This window comes from Wenyingzhuangia sp. IMCC45533, from assembly GCF_054111225.1.
In genome coordinates this window covers 105,968-121,766 of record NZ_CM134197.1, presented here as the reverse complement: position 1 = coordinate 121,766, position 15,799 = coordinate 105,968, and the positions used below count along the sequence as shown (strand labels likewise).

Annotated in this window: 15 protein-coding genes and 1 tRNA gene; 7 read left to right on the top strand and 9 right to left on the bottom strand. The window is 33.5% G+C overall.

All coding sequences use genetic code 11. The features are described from left to right. The first annotated feature begins 65 nt into the window (after window positions 1-65). From pxpA to ACXGQW_RS00510, 3 genes are read left to right on the top strand one after another with little or no spacing between them, the layout of a single operon-like run. Entirely contained in the window at window positions 66-800 is a 735-nt protein-coding gene (gene pxpA / locus ACXGQW_RS00520) for a 5-oxoprolinase subunit PxpA (RefSeq protein WP_457823168.1), read from the top strand. Further along, on the top strand, window positions 793-1,464 hold the full coding sequence (gene pxpB / locus ACXGQW_RS00515; RefSeq protein ID WP_457823167.1) for a 5-oxoprolinase subunit PxpB: 672 nt from the start codon (window positions 793-795) through the stop codon (window positions 1,462-1,464). The genes pxpA and pxpB overlap by 8 nt, the downstream gene beginning before the upstream one ends. Further along, complete coding sequence (locus tag ACXGQW_RS00510) at window positions 1,461-2,324, top strand: 5-oxoprolinase subunit C family protein (protein WP_457823166.1); 864 nt, start codon at window positions 1,461-1,463, stop codon at window positions 2,322-2,324. Before pxpB ends, ACXGQW_RS00510 begins: the two co-directional genes overlap by 4 nt. A 117-nt stretch (window positions 2,325-2,441) precedes the next feature. On the opposite strand, the gene ACXGQW_RS00505 is transcribed toward ACXGQW_RS00510, so the two are convergent. The 3 genes from ACXGQW_RS00505 to ACXGQW_RS00495 all read right to left on the bottom strand — a co-directional run bounded on the left by ACXGQW_RS00505 (window position 2,442) and on the right by ACXGQW_RS00495 (window position 3,241). Further along, entirely contained in the window at window positions 2,442-2,723 is a 282-nt protein-coding gene (locus tag ACXGQW_RS00505) for a type II toxin-antitoxin system RelE/ParE family toxin (protein WP_457823165.1), read from the bottom strand. Window positions 2,724-2,730: 7 nt separating this feature from the next. Beyond that, window positions 2,731-2,949: a tRNA pseudouridine synthase A gene (locus ACXGQW_RS00500; protein WP_457823164.1), complete on the bottom strand. Its 219-nt coding sequence runs from the start codon at window positions 2,947-2,949 to the stop codon at window positions 2,731-2,733. Window positions 2,950-3,028: 79 nt separating this feature from the next. Further along, window positions 3,029-3,241 carry a hypothetical protein gene (locus ACXGQW_RS00495; RefSeq protein ID WP_457823163.1) on the bottom strand — a complete coding sequence of 71 codons (213 nt, stop codon included), beginning with the start codon at window positions 3,239-3,241 and terminating at the stop codon, window positions 3,029-3,031. A 97-nt stretch (window positions 3,242-3,338) separates the two neighbouring features. Here ACXGQW_RS00495 and ACXGQW_RS00490 point away from each other — a divergent pair, with 97 nt between their 5' ends. Next, entirely contained in the window at window positions 3,339-4,349 is a 1,011-nt protein-coding gene (locus tag ACXGQW_RS00490; protein WP_457823162.1) for a helix-turn-helix transcriptional regulator, read from the top strand. An 18-nt stretch (window positions 4,350-4,367) separates the two neighbouring features. Here the strand turns inward: ACXGQW_RS00490 and ACXGQW_RS00485 are convergent, their stop codons facing one another. The 5 genes from ACXGQW_RS00485 to ACXGQW_RS00465 form a co-directional block, all read right to left on the bottom strand. Next, window positions 4,368-5,603, bottom strand: a complete 1,236-nt coding sequence (locus tag ACXGQW_RS00485) for a DEAD/DEAH box helicase (RefSeq protein WP_457823161.1) — start codon at window positions 5,601-5,603, stop codon at window positions 4,368-4,370. Between the two features lie 67 nt (window positions 5,604-5,670). Further along, window positions 5,671-6,402, bottom strand: a complete 732-nt coding sequence (locus ACXGQW_RS00480; protein WP_457823160.1) for a DsbA family protein — start codon at window positions 6,400-6,402, stop codon at window positions 5,671-5,673. Between the two features lie 152 nt (window positions 6,403-6,554). Further along, window positions 6,555-8,018, bottom strand: a complete 1,464-nt coding sequence (locus ACXGQW_RS00475; RefSeq protein WP_457823159.1) for a magnesium chelatase — start codon at window positions 8,016-8,018, stop codon at window positions 6,555-6,557. Continuing rightward, window positions 8,015-9,148 carry a vWA domain-containing protein gene (locus tag ACXGQW_RS00470; RefSeq protein WP_457823158.1) on the bottom strand — a complete coding sequence of 378 codons (1,134 nt, stop codon included), beginning with the start codon at window positions 9,146-9,148 and terminating at the stop codon, window positions 8,015-8,017. The genes ACXGQW_RS00475 and ACXGQW_RS00470 overlap by 4 nt, the downstream gene beginning before the upstream one ends. Before the next feature lie 112 nt (window positions 9,149-9,260). Beyond that, the gene (locus tag ACXGQW_RS00465; protein ID WP_457823157.1) at window positions 9,261-10,250 is read right to left on the bottom strand and encodes a Gfo/Idh/MocA family protein; all 990 of its coding nucleotides are present in this window, start codon (window positions 10,248-10,250) and stop codon (window positions 9,261-9,263) included. A 113-nt stretch (window positions 10,251-10,363) separates the two neighbouring features. Here ACXGQW_RS00465 and ACXGQW_RS00460 point away from each other — a divergent pair. Continuing rightward, window positions 10,364-10,447: transfer RNA gene (locus ACXGQW_RS00460), tRNA-Ser, on the top strand. A gap of 77 nt (window positions 10,448-10,524) precedes the next feature. Here the strand turns inward: ACXGQW_RS00460 and rmuC are convergent. Then, complete coding sequence (gene rmuC, locus ACXGQW_RS00455; RefSeq protein WP_457823156.1) at window positions 10,525-11,931, bottom strand: DNA recombination protein RmuC; 1,407 nt, start codon at window positions 11,929-11,931, stop codon at window positions 10,525-10,527. Between the two features lie 395 nt (window positions 11,932-12,326). On the opposite strand from rmuC, the gene ACXGQW_RS00450 reads away from it, so the two are divergent. Continuing rightward, window positions 12,327-14,141, top strand: coding sequence for an alpha-1,3-galactosidase-related protein (locus ACXGQW_RS00450; RefSeq protein WP_457823155.1), 1,815 nt, complete (start codon window positions 12,327-12,329; stop codon window positions 14,139-14,141). Between the two features lie 56 nt (window positions 14,142-14,197). Beyond that, on the top strand, window positions 14,198-15,778 hold the full coding sequence (locus tag ACXGQW_RS00445) for a sulfatase-like hydrolase/transferase (RefSeq protein ID WP_457823154.1): 1,581 nt from the start codon (window positions 14,198-14,200) through the stop codon (window positions 15,776-15,778). Window positions 15,779-15,799 lie beyond the last annotated feature (21 nt).

Here is a 15,799-nt window from a genome sequence, read left to right as displayed (position 1 = left end):
TTTACAATTATATGCTACTAGTGATAACGCTATTATCGTTATTTTTGAGTTTTAATAAGCTATTTATGGATATTAATGCAGATTTGGGAGAGGGTTTTTTATTTGATGAAGAACTTATGCAAATGATTAGTTCATGTAATATTGCGTGTGGCGGTCATACGGGAAACCTGAATTCTATGCAGTCAACTATTCGTTTGGCAAAAAAGCATGGAGTGATTATTGGAGCACATCCATCATATCCAGATTCAAATTTTTTCGGAAGAAAAGAAATGAATATAGAATATATTGTGCTCAAAAAAAGCCTGAAAAATCAAATTCTTAATTTAATTGAAATCGCTAAAGAACAAAATACAACTGTTAAATACGTAAAACCTCACGGTGCGCTATATAACAAAGCTGCTGTAGATATTACTACTGCTAATTTAATTGTTTCGGTCGTTAACGAAATTGATCCCAGTTTAGCAATTATGGGGTTGGCAAATTCTGTAATGGAAGAGATTGCTAAGCAACATAGACTCAAATTTATCAAAGAAAGTTTTGCAGATAGGAGATACAATGCAGATGGTACTTTGGTTAACAGAAGCCACCCCTTAGCCGTGATTCATCAAAAAGAAGAAGTTTGGAAACAAGTAAAAAGCCTGATGTTCAGCAAAAGTATTACTGCAATCAATGGTGAAAATATTGACCTGGAGGTTGATAGTATTTGCTTTCATGGAGATACTCCGGAAGCTTTAGAATTATTGACTTATGTGAAAGAACAATTTTTAAATTACGCTGTTAAAATCAAAAGTTGTGTTTGATATTATACCATACGGAGAAGAAGCACTTCTTATAAAGTTTAAACAAGAAATAAGTCTTAAAATTCATTTGCAAGTAAAATCTTACTACCAGCATTTGAAAAAGATGAATTTACGTGGGGTAACAGATTTTATACCTGCCTATAATTCCTTAACTGTTTGTTTTGACTCCAATGAAACGAACTATCAACAATTGAAACATTTTATTCTGCAAGAAAAGATTACCATTCTTACCACGGATGCTCAGACAAGAAACATTGTAAAAGTTCCCGTGTGTTATGATGCTAGTTTTGGTCTAGACCTAGAGTTTGTATCTCAAAAAACAGGGCTATCGATACAACAAATTATTAGTAAACACACTTCAGAAACGTATCTGGTTTATATGCTCGGTTTTGCTCCTGGATTTATGTACTTAGGAGGTTTAAATCCTAATTTGCATATCTCTAGGAAAGAAACTCCTAGACTAAAAGTTACTGCAGGCTCAGTGGGGTTGGCAGATCAGCAAACGGGAATTTATCCTTTAGAAACTCCAGGAGGTTGGCAAATTATAGGAAGAACACCTTTGAATTTATTTTCCAGAGACAAGCCTTCCTTAGTAGAAATGGGCGATTACGTTCAATTTGTACCTATTGACAAAGCTACTTTTTATAAAATTCAGCAGTTATGAGTTTAGAAGTTCTAAAACCTGGATTATTGACATCCATACAAGATGGAGGAAGGAAAGGATTTCAAGATAGGGGGATTCCTAGAAGCGGATTTATGGATGCTCAATCGGCGAAACTCGCTAACGTACTTGCAAATAATCATCCAACAGCATCATTGATAGAAATGGGCTTAGTTGGAGCTACTTACAAAGTGTTAAAAGATATTTGTATAGCTGTTTATGGAGCGAATATGAACGCTTTTATTGATGATGTTCCACTAATCATAGGAAAACTAATATCTGTAAAAACTGGGGCTATCATCAAATTTTCTCAATCTACAAACGGGGTATATGGTTATTTGGCAATTAGTGGTGGAATCGATTTGGATAATTATTTGGCAAGTACATCTACTTACGTTCCCGCAAAAATTGGAGGTTTACACGGACACTTGCTACAAAAAGGAGATGTGATAAAAACCAAAACTGCCCATTGCGAAAACCTAACTACAGTAGGAAGACTCAAGCCTGTTTTATACAGTAATGATGTTTTATTAAAATGCATGAAAGGACCAGAATATGATTCTTTCTCCAATGAAGATCTTAATGCTTTCTTTTCTAACGAATTCACAGTCTCAAAAGATACCAACCGAATAGGGATAAGACTAGAAGGTCCAACGCTCAACCTAGACTACCAAAGCGAAATTATTTCTTCAGGTATCGTAAAAGGTACTGTACAAATTACAAAGGGAGGTCAGCCCATCATTATGATGTCGGATGCTCATACCACAGGGGGTTATATGCGTATTGCAAATTTAACCGTAGAGGCTTGTCACAATCTATCCCAAATAGCCATAGGAGGGAAAGTATTTTTTGAGCTTTATTAATAATTTACTATTTCCGTTTAGGCTAAGTTTAGCGTCAGAGTGAATGCGATATAGGCAAATTCGAATGAAACCTAAATCTCACCTAAATTTTAGCTGTTATTGTAGATAGTAATTTTTTTAGTCTGTAGGCTTTTCTTGAAATTTAGTAAATCCAAATATTTCAATCTGATTTTTATTAATTCTAAAAACTACAGTATATTTCTGACAGATTAAATCTCGAATAGCGTCGTTTTCGAAATAGATTGACTTTCGAAATAAATATGGGTTTTCAGGAATTTCCTTAATTCGCTTGATGAGTTCAATCTTCAATTTTGTAGCAGACTTAGGGCTTGTCTTAGCTATATACTTTAACTGTCTTTCTAGTCTTTGAACAAAAGTATCTTTGTAGATTATTTTCATAAAACAGTCAAATGATTCTCTTTAATCTGTTTTCAAATTCATGTTGAGAGACGAACTTTGCTTTTCCGCTTTCTATTTCACTTAATTCATTCAATAAATAATCAGAATTGGACGTAAATTCAGAATTTTCATCTATAATTTCAATTTCTTCTTTATTAAATTTACTTAACAACCAAATAAACTTGTCGTAAACTTTATCACTTATTTTCAATTGTATAGTGTGCATAACCGCTCATTTTAAACAAAAATACTAAAAAGCAATTACAAACTTTATATCCTCGAACAATAGTTTTCTTGACTGTTGTTTACAATCCTTTGGTAACGTAACCATGCTTATTGAAATCAGAGCCTTGATAGAGATTATAAAATTCCTCTTTAGCCTCTAACGCTTTATTTTTTTGTACCCAATCTTTCATCATTTTGTCAAATTTCGCTTCTGATATATTTTGACTATTGATAATGCAATCAAATATTTGATTAAGATTTGCTCTTTGTTGAAGTAGTGTGGAACGTTTCATAATGCCTTTTTTAAATGATAGCACAAATATGGTTCGCAAGTGTGTTTTCTTTATGCACAATTCTTTACTTTTGATAAGCACACCAATTAAATTCGACATGGCTACTAATAAAAATGCAGTAATTAGGTATCAAGCCCTAGATAAATGCTTTAAAAATACAGGAAAAAGATATGCGATAAAAGATTTGATAGAGGCATGTAATCAAGCGCTTCTTGAATTTAATCCCGATTCAGATGGTATCAAAAGGAGACAAGTGTATGACGATATCAATTTTATGAGAAGTGAACAAGGGTATGGAGTAGCATTGGAGATTACCAAAGAAGGAAGGTCTGCTTATTATCGCTATATGGATCCTCAATTTTCTATCAACAATCAACCTATGAACGAAACAGAAGCAATGCAACTAAAAGAAGCGTTGCTTACCTTAAATAGAATTAAAGGTATGCCTCAGTTTACTTGGGTAGAAGAACTGGCTTTAAAATTGGAAAAAGATTTTGGTATACACAATTCGCCAAGAGAAATTTTGGGCTTTGAAAACAATCCTTATTTGAAAGGTTTGGAGCATTTGAATGATTTGTTTAATGCAATTCAGTATCAAAAAGTATTATCCGTTCGCTATCAATCTTTTACTAAAAATACCGTTGAGGATTATTATATGCATCCCCAATATTTAAAACAATATAATAACAGATGGTTCGTTTTGGGAACGCAATCTAAGTACAAACCTGTTACGACACTTGCTATTGATAGAATTGTAGCTATTGAGGAATTGAAAGACTTGTATGTTGAATCAGACATTGATTTTACAGAACGTTACGAAGACATTATTGGAGTTACGAGGGGTGGGGAAGATGAAGTGATAACCATTGCTTTAAAAGCAAACACGAGTTTAGCATCCTATATCTTGACGTCTCCTTTGCATGGGAGTCAAAAAAAAGGAAAATTGGACGACACTGGATTAGAATTTACAATAGATGTCATTCCTAATTATGAGTTGGAACAAGAAATTTTGTCGTATGGAGAAGCTATTCAAGTTATTTCTCCTCCTTACTTCGTAAAAAAAATAAAGCAGCGTATAGAAGCTAGTCTGAATAATTATAAAGATTAACTATTTTAGACACGTTGTTTAGTACCAACGCTTTTTTTTCTTCTTAGAAGCTTCGGATTTCCTTCCTTTTTTATACTTGCTTCCTTGTTTTTTATGTACTTCGGGCTTAGCTTTTGGGTCTAACGGATAAGGATGTTCTTCTTCTACAGGAATTAGTTTACCAATTAATTGCTGAATATCCTTCAAATATGGTTTTTCATCAGCCGAACAGAAAGACAGTGCTCTTCCTTCTTTCCCAGCCCTACCAGTTCTACCAATACGATGTACATAACCTTCTGGAATGTTGGGTAAGTCAAAATTTACAACAATATCTAAATCCGGAATGTCAATACCACGTGCAGCAACATCGGTAGCAATTAAAATATTAACGTCATTATTTTTGAATTTGTTAAGGGCTTTGGTTCTGGCAGATTGAGTTTTATCTCCGTGAATGGTGTCTACCTTATAATTATTTTTTAAAAGTGTAGTTTCAAGTTTATCGACTCCAAACTTTGTACGTCTAAAAATAATAATGTTCCCTCTTAAATCATTTCTCAAAAGATGTAAGCAGAGCTCTATCTTTTTTGGTTTGGGAACAAAATATAGCTCTTGACTAATGGTTTTAGCTGCGGAGGATATCACGGAAACGGAAACCTTTTGAGGTTCATTTAAAATTTCATTGGCCAATGCTTCAATTTTCGGAGGCATGGTGGCAGAAAACAACAAACACTGCTTTTGGACTGGACATAAACGTTCAATTTTCTTGACATCATCAATAAACCCCATATCCAACATCATGTCAGCTTCATCTAACACTAAAGTCTGAACGTAATCCAAATTTAAAAGGTCTCTTTTATGTAAATCTAGTAATCTACCAGGGGTTGCAATCAAAACGTCAACTCCTTTATTTAGTACCTCAATTTGAGGTTCCATGGAGGTTCCTCCATATACAGAGGTTGTTCTTAGATTTGTGTAAACGCTGTAAGTTTTAAAATTTTCTTCTATTTGAACGGCTAGTTCACGTGTAGGACTTACAATTAGCGCTTTAATTTTTTTACTCCCTTTTTTGGCATCTTGCTGATCGAACAGTTTGTTTAAAATAGGTAATGCAAATGCTGCTGTTTTACCAGTACCCGTTTGAGCGCAACCAATAACGTCAACACCCTCTAAAACCAAAGGAATGGTTTCTTGTTGGATAGGAGTAGGGCTTGTATAGTTTTGTTCTGATACCGCCTTTAAAATTTTAGCGTTTAGATGTAGATCTTTAAATGTCATAAATCGTGTTTACTTATCGCGCAAAGATAAATAAAGTAAACATGGCAATACCTAATTAGGCAATTATCTATTCACTCAAAATTAATTTTAATCTTTTTTCCAAATCTTGATGGGTTGCAAAGCCGTTGCTTAGGTATGCTTTTTTATCCTTATACGTCACAACCAAAGTAGGCATTCCACTAATTTTATGATCTGCAAAGTTTTTAAAATCTTGCTGTGCCAACTCTAAATAAGCAGTTTCTTGCATTTGTTTGGAAAACAACTTAAAATCATACCCAATTTTTTCTACATAAGTTTGATAATCTTCGATAACTTCTACGTTAATTCCATCGTGATATACCGCAAACAACAGTAGCTCTGCAAATTCCATTGCCTTTTCACTTTTGTGTTGTTTTATAATAGAAAGTGCAATTGCAGGAGGCAAAGAGTTTAACCTTACTTTTCCATCTCCCAATAGTTTATCTAAAAAATCTTTTCCGAATTGAACTTTGGTTGTTTCTTGAACCACCTTATAGGCACCAGATTTTACGTAAGGAGCGACATCATTAATCCAACCTACTCTTTGATTTAAAAATAGTCCTCCATTTACAACTTCAAAATCAATTAAATCTTTATTGTTGTTTACAAACTGGCTAAGTTCGTCCTTAAAACCATAACACCAACCACATAGCGCATCGTAATAATAAGTAACTTTTATTTTTTTATTGTTAATCAAGTTTGATTCAATTTTAATGTCTGTAGCAGGGCTAACATCACATTTACCCGTATTTATATCACAGTTGTAGTTAGATGATTCCATTTATTATTGTTGTTTCCTTTGGTCAAAATATTCACTCAATTCTAGGAATTGATGTGATTTTTTTATTATTTATTAAGTGTTTGGATTATATACTAATCCCACTACAAATAAAATACTTTGTAGTGGGATTGGTCTATAATTAAAGTAAAATATTAAATACCATCAATAAAACTTTCTAAGGTATCTTTAAATGTAAATCCTTCTTTTAACACTTCTTTATCAAGTTTTTGATGCTCTACCAAAGCCCATAAGACAAACTCTTTGTAAAAAGAAATTTCATCTTTGTGTAAATCTGGTCGATGTTCTTTTATAAATTCAGTTAGTGGAGTGATATAGGCCAATTGCTGTTCGTAATCTTCGTTGGTTAAATCGTTAGACAATTCAAAATCTGTTCCTTCTATAAACCAATTGACAATATCATCGTAAGGAGTTATATCACCTTTTCTTACCAACTTTTCTATCATTGGAAAATAATTGGTAAACTGAGATTTTACCGCTTGACGGATTAAGTTTTCTGCAACCGTGGCTGCTCCTTCTTGCTCTCCTTCATAAACCAATTCTATTTTACCGTTAATAGCAGGTATAATTCCCATAAAATCGCCTAATCGGATACTCGTGGTGGTATCTCCATTGGCCAACATTCTTAACTCGGCAGTACTCATTAAACTTTCGTACGCAGAAATACTCAAACGAGCACTCACACCACTTTTAGCATCCACAAATTCGCTATCTCTAGCCTCAAAACCAATTTGTTCTAGCAAATCTTTTGCTAATTCCGGAACATAAATATGATTCGCCTGCTCTTTTTCGAGTTTGGCTTCTTGTTGCGTAATGGTTTTGGCGATTTGAATATCATCGGGATAGTGTGTTAAAATTTGAGAACCGATTCTATCCTTTAATGGTGTGATGATGCTACCTCTGTTGGTGTAATCTTCTGGGTTTGCAGTGAAAACAAATTGCATATCCAAATCAAATCTTAATTTAAACCCTCTAATTTGTATATCTCCTTCTTGCAATATATTAAATAAGGCTACTTGAATTCTTGCTTGTAAATCTGGCAACTCATTAATGACAAAAATACATCGATTAGCACGAGGAATCATTCCATAATGAATGACTCTATCATCTGCATAAGACAGTTTTAAATTGGCTGCTTTAATAGGATCAATGTCTCCTATAATATCAGCAACTGTAACATCTGGCGTGGCTAATTTCTCAGCAAATCTTTCCGATTGATGTAACCAAGTAATAGGGGTTTCATCACCTTTATCTTTGATTAGCTCTTGTGCATATCTAGAAATAGGTTTTAGCGGATCATCATTAATTTCAGAACCCTGTACCACTGGTATATACTCATCTAACAAATTGACCATTTGACGGGCCATACGTGTTTTGGCTTGACCTCGCAATCCTAGTAGATTGATATTGTGTTTAGATAATATGGCACGCTCTAATTGTGGTATCACGGTTTTTTCGTAACCGTGAACTCCTTTAAACGCGTTTTTGTGTTGCTTTTTTAAAAGAATTAAATTGGTTCTTAATTCTTCTTTAATGCTTTTAGATTGATAATTAGAAGCCTTTAGTTCTCCTAATGTTTTGATGTTTGTATCTATCATGATCCTTTAATTCTTTTTTTTCTGTTTTGTTCGTAATCTTCAAAAATCATTTCTCCTAACCCTTTCAATCCTGTAAAAAATGCTTTTCCTTGATTGGCTTTGGTAAACGCTCTTACAAACTGCATCAGGTATTGATCTTGTGCAATCATAAAGGTGGTAATAGGAATGTGTAGTTTTCTCGCCTGGCTAGCTTTGTCGTAGCATTTATTTACAATGTGTTTATCTAAACCGTTACTATTCTTATAATATCTTCCATCTGGCATGCGCATACAGCTAGGCTTTCCATCTGTAATCATAAAAATTTGCTTGTTGGTGTTTTTCTTTCTTCTCAGCAAATCCATTGCCAATTCTAACCCTGCAACTGTATTTGTATGGTAAGGACCTACTTGCAAGTAGGGTAGGTCTTGTATAGAAATTCTCCACGAATCGTTTCCAAACACAATAATATCCAAAGTGTCCTTTGGGTATCTCGTGGTAATGAGCTCCGCCAATGCCATCGCTACTTTTTTGGCAGGAGTAATTCTGTCTTCTCCGTACAATATCATACTGTGGCTAATGTCTATCATCAAAACCGTACTCATTTGAGATTTATGGCTAGTTTCATTTACCACCAAATCGTCTTCGGTTAACTGAAAACCATTGGTAACTCCATTGTTAACTTGTGCGTTTTTGATGCTTTCTGTCATGGAGACATTGTCTAAACCATCTCCAAATTGGTAAGCTCTTGTTTCTCCTGTAGCATCATCACCTAAGCCCATTTTTTTCGTACTATGGTTTCCTGACCCCGATTTTTTAAGCTTCCCAAAAATTTGATTTAACGCTCTCTGTCTAATGGCTCTCTCTGTTTTAGCCGTGATACCCGTTCCGTTGCTTCCGTCTGGTTTTACGCGTTGTTGTATAAAACCTTTCTCAAACAAATCTCTTTTAAAATCTTCTAAGGTATATTCAGGAGTGGTTAACTGATAAGTTTTATCTAACTGTTCCAGCCAACTTAATGCCTCGTCTACATCTCCTGATGTATGTGTGATTAGCTCTTTAAAAATCTCTAAAAGCCTATCAAAAACACTAAGTTCTGGAGCTTCGTATTTTTTGAACACAAATCCAGTATATGATGCATCTCTATTATTCATTATTAAGCTTTAAAAAGTTAATACTAAGCTAGTGCAAATTTGCTACGTTTACATCAGTCGTAAAAAGAAGTGAATTATTAAGACTAATTTTAAGTTTGTTTAAAAAACTAAATTATTGCACTAATCCGCTAATCTGTTCTAGCCAATATTGCGTTCTACTAGCCACTTTTCCGCTGCTGTAGGTGTGATTTGTGTTATTTAGCAAATCATTGTTAATAGCATTGATTATTGGCATTTGTACGTGTTCAGGATAAGGAATATTGTAAGAGGTAATTTTGCCGTTTTTGTCGATTACGATGATAGGGGAGTCGTTAAAGCAGGCTAGTTCTATTTTACCATGACTCCCGTGAATTTCAAGACTATCTATTCTTTCTTGAACACCAGTATTAAAAGCCCAAAAGCAATTGGCAACTACGTTATTTTTAAATAAAATATTGGCTGTAACTACATCGTTGGACTCATATATATTTGACTGATTGGTAGCAATACCTTGAACATAATCAATTTCACCTATTAAAAATTCCAAGATATTTAGTTGATGTGAACCCAAATCATAAAAATATCCATCTCCTGCCATTTTTGGATTTACTCTCCAGTTTCTAGCATCGTAATTTTCATCTTTCATATCTAATGGTTTTGTTAAATCAACCTTTACATGCAAAACTTTTCCGATTGTATTTTGATGAAGTAATTCTTTGACTTTTAGAAAATTAGGAAGACAAGTTCTGTAATAGGCTACAAATAAAGGCAGTTGTTTGTCTTTAAAAGCTTTGGTAATTTCTAAACATTCTTCATGAGTAATAGCCATAGGTTTTTCTATATAGCAAGCTTTGCCCGCCTTTGCTACTTTCAAAGCATATTGCTTGTGATATTTTGGTGGAGTGGCAATATAAACTGCATTTACGTTAGGATTATTAATGACTTCCTCCGCATCCGTCGTCCAATTTTCTACGTGATGTTTAAGTGCATAGGCTTTGGCTTTCTGCGCATCTCTCCTCATTACAATTTCTAAAGTTGAATTGTTGAGTTTATACATAGCGGGAGCACTTTTAACCTCGCATACATTTCCGACACCAACAATACCCCAGTGAATTTTTTTCATAAAGCTTTAGTTTATCTATAAAAGTAAACCGTTTTTAACAAAAAATAAATTTTCAGAGAAAAAAGGTAATTTATTTCAAGTCAATTTTGTTTATTTGCAATCCAAATATTTAAAGAGAGGTGCCAGAGTGGTAATGGAGCAGCCTGGAAAGCTGTGGTCGAGAGATCGGCCCCAGGGTTCGAATCCCTGTCTCTCTGCAAGGTCAACGAAAAAAACTCAGTAAAAACTGAGTTTTTTTTATGCCGATTTTTCACAAAACGGTAGACGATGCTATTTATAATATCTGTTTTGCATTATCTACTGTATTCTGATTCAATTCCTTTTTGTTTTTTATTCCTAACTTAGATAATTTATCCATCTGAAGCACCAAATTGTCATTACCAGTTTTTAATTTTTTGATAGCCTCCTGGTGTTTATGAGTTGCTTTTTCCATGTAATCGCTCACTTGGTCTAAATCTTCTATAAATCCAACAAACTTGTCGTACATTTTGGCACCTCTATCAATAATGGCTTGTACGTTTTTATTCTGATATTCACGTTTCCATAAATCAACAATCAATTTTAAAGAAGTAATTAAATTGGTGGGATTCAATATCAAAATTCTTTTATCATACGCGTAATTCCATAAATTAGGATCGTGTTGAACCGCAGAGATATATGCAGGTTCACTAGGAATAAACATCATCACAAAATCCAAAGCTTTGTCATAGTCGTCGTAACCTTTTTTACTTAAAGTATCTATGTGATTTTTAATTGCTTTTACGTGCTGATTTAGGTAGACATTTCTATCAGTCTCGTTATCGCTGTCAGTGTACCTCAAATATGCGTTTAGTGACACTTTGGAGTCAATAATAACGTGTCTCTCACCAGGGTATTTAATCACGGCATCAGGTCTCATTTTTTTATTCTCTGCATCACTCCTTAAAGGAGTACCGTTTGCATCCGTTAGTTGATGCTCCATAAAATACTCTTCATCTTTACGCAACCCACTTTTTTCTAAAATATTTTCCAGTATCATTTCTCCCCAACCTCCTTGCGTTTTAGATTCGGTTTTTAAGGCTTGAGTCAAATTATGTGCTTCCTCCTTTAAACTGTGATTTAGAGCCGTTAGCTTTTTAATTTCTTCTCCTAAACTAAACCTCTCTTTAGCTTCATTTACGTAAAGTTCTTCTACTTTGCTCTTAAACCCTTCTAGATCTTTACTCAGAGGTTTTAAAACATCTCCTAACGATTTTTGGTGATGATTGATAAATCTTTCATTGTTCTGTTCTAATATTTTTTGTGAGGCTATTTTAAATTCCTTTTCAAACGTTTGTTGCAAACTATTTAGGGTTGTTTTTTGTAACTCTAATTTGTCAGTCAAATTATTATTCTCTCCTTTTAAGACCGTTTTAGCAGTTTCTAACGTTAACAATTTCTGCTCTAAATTCTTTTTATTTTGTGTAACGGCATCAAGCTCGTTTTCTAACTTTTTAAGAGTAATGTTTGCAAACTCTAGCTTGTTTAAAGCAACAGCCTGTTCAGAGATTAATTTATTGTTATCCAGCGTTAAACGTTCAAACTCTTGCTGAAGATGTAGGTATATAGGTGTCTTGTATATATTGTTGTACTTATTTTTCAGTAACAAATAGCAACTCATAAAACCTATCATTAAACCTAAAAGTGAATACGTAACTTCCATCATTCCTGTTTTTGTTACAAAGAAAAGAGATATGTATGCACTGTAAACACATTACACCTGATTCTTTTTCTTTTATTAAGAGTTAGAAACCTTAAAAACAGTATCAATTAAATATTTTAATGTCGATTTTATTATAACAGCAAAACTTAAAGTTTTGAAAATTAAAAAAGCCAAACAGATTATGATTACTAAGAAAATTATTTGCTAATATTGTTTTTTTTATAATAAATTGTACGAAATAGACTAGAATCAGCAAAAAAAATAATGATTGTAGTTAATCCATTGCAAATTATTAGAGTCTAAAGGATATAATTTAAATATGCCACGTGCTAAACACCATATTTAAAATCGATAAACTATAAATTTAATATCAAATAATCATTAATCACTACACAATGACAAAACCCAAGTTACACCACATAGCTTTTTTGCTTTTACTTTTTGTAACCATTTCAATTCAGGCAACAGAGATAGTTACCTTAAAGCCATCTGAAAAAGACATAACTTCTTTAGTAAGGAAAACCATTGCTAACTTTCAAGAAAAAGAGGTAAAATTGATTTTTGAAAAAGGAACTTATCACTTTTATCCAGACTATGCATTGAGTAAGTATTGTTTTATTACCAATCACGGAAACGGATATAAAAAAATTGCGTTAAGATTCGAAGATTTAGATGCAGTTGAGATTGAAGGAAACAATTCTGAGTTTATTTTTCACGGAAGAATGGCCCCATTTCAGTTTGAAAACTGTAAAAATATTAAAGTTAGTAATATAACTATCGATTGGGATGTTCCTTTTTTATTTCAAGCAAAGGTTTTAGCAGTAGACAAAAAAGAGCATTGGATAGACGTAGAACCTCTAGCTAGAGGGTATTCTTGGAAATTTAGAAATAATAAAATTAGTTTTCCAAATATCGATGGATTTAGGTTTCATGAATTTGGACACACGCATTGTTTTGATCCAAAAACAAAATCGACCTTTTATGGAGCTTCTGGACTGCATTTAAATCCAGAAAAAGTAGAGAAACTAAAAAATGGGGTTTACAGATTTCACGAGAAATTATCAAATTATCCTCCAGTGGGTTGTATTATCGCTTCTAAAGGTGAAAAAGATTTAAATAGATATGCTCCTGCTTTTCAAACTCAAGAATGTAAAGATGTAGTTTACCAAAATGTAATTGTTCATCATGCTTTGGGAATGGCTTATTTGTTTGAGAGAACTGAAAATATCAAAATTTTGAATTCTGGGGTGTATACAAGAGATGGATCAGATAGATACATTTCTAGCACAGCAGATGCGACACATTTTGCGAACTGTAAGGGAGATGTGCTGGTAGAAAACTGTAGAATAGAGGGGATGTTGGACGATGGAACTAACGTGCATGGTACCTATGTTAAAGTTGATGCGATTGTGGATGAGTACACTGTTAGAGTAGCCCTAAAGCATTTTGAGCAATATGGTTTTAAGTTTGCCGGTAAAGGAGATGAAGTTTGGTTTATACAACAACCGAGTCCTAGTAGAGGAATTGTAAACACCGTAGCCAAAACTACTTTTATAAACGATATTTACACGGAACTTACTTTTAAAAATAAAATCCCAAGCAACCTAAAGAAAGATGATATTCTAGAAAACAAAACTTGGAATCCAGTGTTTACTATGAGAGGTTGTAAAGTAACCAAACACAGAGCTAGAAATGCGATGATTAAAACTCCTTTAAAGATTGTAATTGAAGACAATGTGTTTTCTTCTGATATGTCTTCTATAGGGTTAAGAGGAGAAACGGTGAATTGGTACGAGTCTGGTGCAGTAGAAGATGTAATTATTAGAAACAATTACTTTTATGACTGCGCACATGGAGCTACAGATCATTCTGTTTTATGGATATCTCCTAAACTTAATAAAAAGTACAATCAAGAAGAGATTTACGATAGAAATATCATATTTGAAAACAATACCATAGAAACTTTTAACAACAGAATTGTTTGGGCCGATAGAGTAGAGAACTTAATTATTAGAAATAATAAAATTACTCAAACTAAGAATGTAAAAGCGCAGTATCCAGACACCCCTATGTTTGAACTAATCAATAGCAAAAATGTAGAAATATCTAAAAACGTTTACAAAGGAGATCAAATAAAAGTTTTGACCGCTGACGAAAATTCAAAAAAATCATTAAAATTCAAAAGAAATAAAGGATTTAAGCTGAAATAAATTAAACCCTTACTTAATTGCTCAGTCTTATGAGCATCAACTAAATATGAACACTTATGAATTTTAGCAATTCTTTAGATAGTAAATGGATAATCGTTTTATTAGTGACACTTTCAGTCTTTAATATTACTGCTCAATCTAAAAAGAAACCCAATGTAATTTGGATTATTACCGACGAACACAACTTTAGGACTTTGGGTTGTTACCAAGAACAATTAAGTCCAGACCAAGCTTTTGTATGGGGAAAAGAAGCCGTTGTAAGCACTCCTAATATAAATTCGTTAGCAGAAAATGGTACTTTATTTAATAGAATGTATTGTAGTGCGGCTGTATGTACGGCTTCAAGAGCCTCTATGTTTACGGGAATGTACCCAATGACTTTAGGAATACCTAACAACTCAAATAAAAAAGGAGACGGCAAATATTTAAAACCAGACGTAGTAACGATTGCTGATGTTTTATCTGAAGCAGGTTATATGACTGGGTATTCTGGTAAATGGCATTTGGCGGAAAGCAACGGTGTTAATGGAAACAAGGACAAAGACGAGTGGTGGTCTCCTTATCCGGTAGGTCATCCAGAGGACACTTACGGATTTCAAGACAAACGATTTATGTTTAATGGAGGTCACGATAAGTACAAAGGAATTGATGCAGAAGGAAATCCTTACAGAGCTTCTAAAAGACCAAAATTAATAGGAAAAGATAAATATGGTCAACCGTTATTTGCAGATAGTAAATCTAGAAATGTAAAGCACACTACGGATTGGTTAGCAGACAGAACTATCGAGTTTATTGGGGACAATAAAGCCAAACCTTTCTTTTATGTAGTAAGTATTCCAGATCCACATACCCCAAACGAGGTAAGAGCTCCTTATGACCAATTACTAGACAACGTAGAGGTAAAGTTGCCAGAAACTTACTACATTTCCCAGAAAAACAAAAATCAGAGTCCCAAATGGCAAAAGCCTGATGGAAAATCTGACGATCCAAAAAAGATGAAGCACGATATTCGTCAGTATTTAGGAATGGTTAAGTTAATTGATGATAATGTTGGGCGAATCATTCAAAAATTAAAAGATGATGGAGTTTACGAAAACACTATTATTATGTTTTCTTCAGATCATGGAGATTTATTGGGAGAGCACGCTAGATCTAATAAGGGTACTATCCACGAAGCTTCTGCTAAGATACCTTGCGTAATTGCACAAGGAGCTAATCGTAAAAATCCATTAATTCCAAGAAAAAAAGTGGTAAACTTAGCTGTTAACAATACAGATTGGATGCCTACCTTTTTAAGTCTTTTAGACATTGATTGCCCCAAAGTAGCGGGTAGAGACGTTAGTCCTTTGTTACAAGATAAAATTCCAACCAACTGGAATGACGTAACTTTTACTAGATTAGGACATTACGCAGCCATTACGGAACGTTATAAACTGCACATTATTCCGAAACAAAAGCCTTGGTTGTTTGACATTAAAAAAGACCCTAATGAATTGATTAATTTTATTGATGATTCACAGTACAGTGATATTATTGTAAAACTATCAAAAGAATTGAGAAATTACATGGAAATATCTGGAGACAACAATCCTAAAATAGAACAAGAGATTCAAAAATTATTAAGAATTCATTCGTAAACAGAAATAATCTTATTGTAA

Coding starts and splice junctions, on each gene's coding strand:
- ACXGQW_RS00480 (WP_457823160.1), bottom strand. CDS start 6,402: ATGGAATCATCTAACTACAACTGTGATATAAATACGGGTAAATGTGAT.
- ACXGQW_RS00500 (WP_457823164.1), bottom strand. CDS start 2,949: ATGCACACTATACAATTGAAAATAAGTGATAAAGTTTACGACAAGTTT.
- ACXGQW_RS00465 (WP_457823157.1), bottom strand. CDS start 10,250: ATGAAAAAAATTCACTGGGGTATTGTTGGTGTCGGAAATGTATGCGAG.
- ACXGQW_RS00445 (WP_457823154.1), top strand. CDS start 14,198: ATGAATTTTAGCAATTCTTTAGATAGTAAATGGATAATCGTTTTATTA.
- pxpA (WP_457823168.1), top strand. CDS start 66: ATGGATATTAATGCAGATTTGGGAGAGGGTTTTTTATTTGATGAAGAA.
- ACXGQW_RS00510 (WP_457823166.1), top strand. CDS start 1,461: ATGAGTTTAGAAGTTCTAAAACCTGGATTATTGACATCCATACAAGAT.
- ACXGQW_RS00450 (WP_457823155.1), top strand. CDS start 12,327: ATGACAAAACCCAAGTTACACCACATAGCTTTTTTGCTTTTACTTTTT.
- rmuC (WP_457823156.1), bottom strand. CDS start 11,931: ATGGAAGTTACGTATTCACTTTTAGGTTTAATGATAGGTTTTATGAGT.
- ACXGQW_RS00495 (WP_457823163.1), bottom strand. CDS start 3,241: ATGAAACGTTCCACACTACTTCAACAAAGAGCAAATCTTAATCAAATA.
- ACXGQW_RS00505 (WP_457823165.1), bottom strand. CDS start 2,723: ATGAAAATAATCTACAAAGATACTTTTGTTCAAAGACTAGAAAGACAG.
- ACXGQW_RS00475 (WP_457823159.1), bottom strand. CDS start 8,018: ATGATAGATACAAACATCAAAACATTAGGAGAACTAAAGGCTTCTAAT.
- ACXGQW_RS00470 (WP_457823158.1), bottom strand. CDS start 9,148: ATGAATAATAGAGATGCATCATATACTGGATTTGTGTTCAAAAAATAC.
- ACXGQW_RS00490 (WP_457823162.1), top strand. CDS start 3,339: ATGGCTACTAATAAAAATGCAGTAATTAGGTATCAAGCCCTAGATAAA.
- ACXGQW_RS00485 (WP_457823161.1), bottom strand. CDS start 5,603: ATGACATTTAAAGATCTACATCTAAACGCTAAAATTTTAAAGGCGGTA.